At 38.4% G+C, this 2,846-nt stretch carries 2 protein-coding genes and 1 riboswitch; both genes read left to right on the top strand.

Annotated elements, in window-relative coordinates; all coding sequences use genetic code 11:
- Window positions 1–159: 159 nt before the first annotated feature.
- Complete coding sequence (locus V7149_RS24210) at window positions 160–1,353, top strand: PDZ domain-containing protein (protein ID WP_335348127.1); 1,194 nt, start codon at window positions 160–162, stop codon at window positions 1,351–1,353.
- Between the two features lie 341 nt (window positions 1,354–1,694).
- On the top strand, window positions 1,695–2,198 hold the full coding sequence (locus tag V7149_RS24205; protein WP_335348126.1) for an arsinothricin resistance N-acetyltransferase ArsN1 family A: 504 nt from the start codon (window positions 1,695–1,697) through the stop codon (window positions 2,196–2,198).
- A gap of 261 nt (window positions 2,199–2,459) precedes the next feature.
- Window positions 2,460–2,543: riboswitch (cyclic di-GMP riboswitch) on the top strand.
- Window positions 2,544–2,846 lie beyond the last annotated feature (303 nt).

Raw genomic sequence — 2,846 nt, 5'->3', positions numbered from 1 at the left:
AAGAGGACATTTTGATAGAATATAGAGTAATAGGTTAATTTAGCAATTTTTTAACTAATAAGTTCATTTCATTCCTATATTTCGGATGAGATGCATTCACACAAATGATTATTTTTCATACTTTCTTAAGTATTTTTCTAATAGAGGTGGGTGGCAAAGGTGGCTCTGGAATGGCTTTTTGAAATATTGAAGGGGATGGGTAAGCTTTTTCTTCACCCTGTTTTCTATTTTCTTTTCTTTATGGCTGCGGTATTGGGCGTTTCTCGGGTGAAGCGGGAGAGAAGGAATTTCCATGTTCGCGCGGAGAATGCCTATTTTGAGCTGAGGCAACTGCTTCCGTTGGGCGTTTTAGCTGGACTGGGGCTGTCGCTCGTGTCGGTTGTGGCAGGACTTGTAATTCCGATGGAAACAATCCTATTTACGGCGATCCTAACGGTCGTTTGGAGCTTAACGACTAAAGTACGCTGGATGTCGCCGGCCTATACGCTTGGCTTTGCTTTTTTTGTGACTATTTTTGCGGCAGAACTCCCATGGAAGCTGCCGGCGTTTTTAACTTCCATAACGGATTCAGAACAGACGATTTTTCCATCGATTGCTGCTCTGCTTGCGCTTCTTCTGATCGGGGAAGGCATCCTTATTTCCAGGAATGGCAGAAAGGGGTCATCACCTAAGCTGATCAATAGCAAACGCGGTCAGAGGGTTGGCATTCATGAGGTGAAGCGGCTCTGGATGCTGCCGATGTTTCTTCTCGTTCCGGGAGATGTGCTGCAGCCTCCTTTTGAATGGTGGCCAGTCTTTACGTTCGGCGGCAGCACGTATTCTCTGATTCTCGTACCGTTTGCTATTGGCTTTTTCCAGCAGATTCAGGGCAAGCTGCCAGCTGAAGCTGTGAAGGCAGTCGGTGGAAGGGTAATCGCTCTTGGCATATTCACCGCGCTTGCATCCATTTCAGGTTACTGGTATCCCCTTGCTTCCATTGCGGTGGTGGCGCTTGCAATTATTGGACGTGAAATGATTACGTTAAGACAGAGAATAGCGGAGGAGAATCTCCCATTCTATTTTTCAAAAAGAAATCATGGTGTTCTTGTCCTTGGGATCATTCCTGGATCTCCAGCCAACAATATGGCTCTACAGGTTGGAGAGATCATAACGAAGGTAAACGGTTTGGCTGTCCATGACCGAAACAGCTTCTATCAGGCACTCTTGAAAAACCGTGCCCATTGTAAGCTGGAGGTGCTCGATGTGAATGATCAAATCCGCTTTGCGCAAAGGGCCTTATATGAAGGGGACCACCATGAGCTTGGGATTCTCTTTGTGCAGGATGATAAGAAAAAGGGCAGTGAGGCAGTGTAATTAATGTGATTTTTCAAAATAACTTGGAATACAGTCATATTTCACTGGAATAATTTTTAATTTTACAAGAAGAGTGAAAAGAATAGATGTCGTTTTGAATAATGTTGAACTCTTTATAAGAAAGTAGTACTGTTTTGAAAAAAATTAACCGGAATGAATCTGCATTTAGGTTAATTTTTTTTGCTATTGGTAGGAGGATAATAATCCAGTGGGGCAAATAGGGCTTGGGAAGAGAATCCATTTTTTATCACGCTTTTTTCAAAATGGATTTTCTTTGTTTCTACCGAATAACAGTATTTTGTTAAAGAAAATATTGATAATTGCTGTTAAGGGGTGACAAGATGTTAGCGGTAATACGTAAAGCATATTTAAATGATATTGAATCCATTTTAAATATTTACAACCAAGGAATTGAAGACAAAATAGCAACTTTAGAAACCGAAACAAAAGATTTACAATACATGAAAGTGTGGTTTGAACAGCATAGAGGACGGTACAAGGTTATTGTTGCTGAACAAGAAGGACAAATAGTAGGGTGGTCTTCGTTAAATCAATATAATAGCCGTTGCGCTTATGCTGGAGTAGCAGATTTATCTGTGTATATTGCTAGGGAGTACCGAGGGAAGGGCATAGGAAGTTTGTTGCTAGCAGCTATAGAAAATATAGCCATAGAAAACTATTTTCATAAAATAGTTCTTTTTACATTTCCATTCAATAAGCTTGGTCAGGGTTTATATCAAAAGAAAGGATATCGTGAGGTTGGTACTTTTAAGAATCAGGGTATTCTGGACGGAAAATATGTTGACGTTATGGCAATGGAGAAGCTATTCGTGCAAACTAAGTAAAGGTAGCTTGGACTTGTGACAGGCGTGTATAGTTTGAAAATTTTTAAAAAAAGGTGATTTATTGCATTGTGATCAGGAAACGTATTAAAGTCTTATTTCAGCATACACACGATTTAAGAAGAGAAAAAAATTTCAAAAGGACTTTAGCATCATTTCATTTATATTCTAAATGGTAAAAAACTACTATTTTTGTAAAAACATGTTGGAAAATGACGAATTTTATTGGAAATTACATGCTAAAGTATTATTATAAAAGTATCAGTTTGATAAAGGCAAACTTATTGAAAGATAAGGACGCAAAGCCACGAGTCTAAGGTGATTAGCTATGATAGTCGGGTTACCAAATGATTGGATACTGTTACCTATGATAGAATAGCCTTTATCATACAAGTCCACCAATCTTTTTGGTGGGCTTTTTTTGAGATAGTTTTGGCGAAGCTTGACTATCTGAGTAAATGGAAAAAATAAAAAGGAGGTGGAATGTTAATTGACTGTGTTATTTGGTACAGTTGAATACTTTGAAAGAGAAATTTACAACTATCTGAATGAGAATCAATTAAAAGAATTAAGTGAAGACTTCCTATATGGCATTACTTCAAAACTAAAAAAAGAATTATTATATGATTTTGTTTGCGATGAAAGAATTCG

The sequence above is a fragment of the Bacillus sp. JJ1503 genome, from assembly GCF_036965125.1.
Lineage (GTDB): Bacteria > Bacillota > Bacilli > Bacillales > Cytobacillaceae > Cytobacillus.
This window is presented reverse-complemented; position numbering and strand designations above follow the sequence as displayed.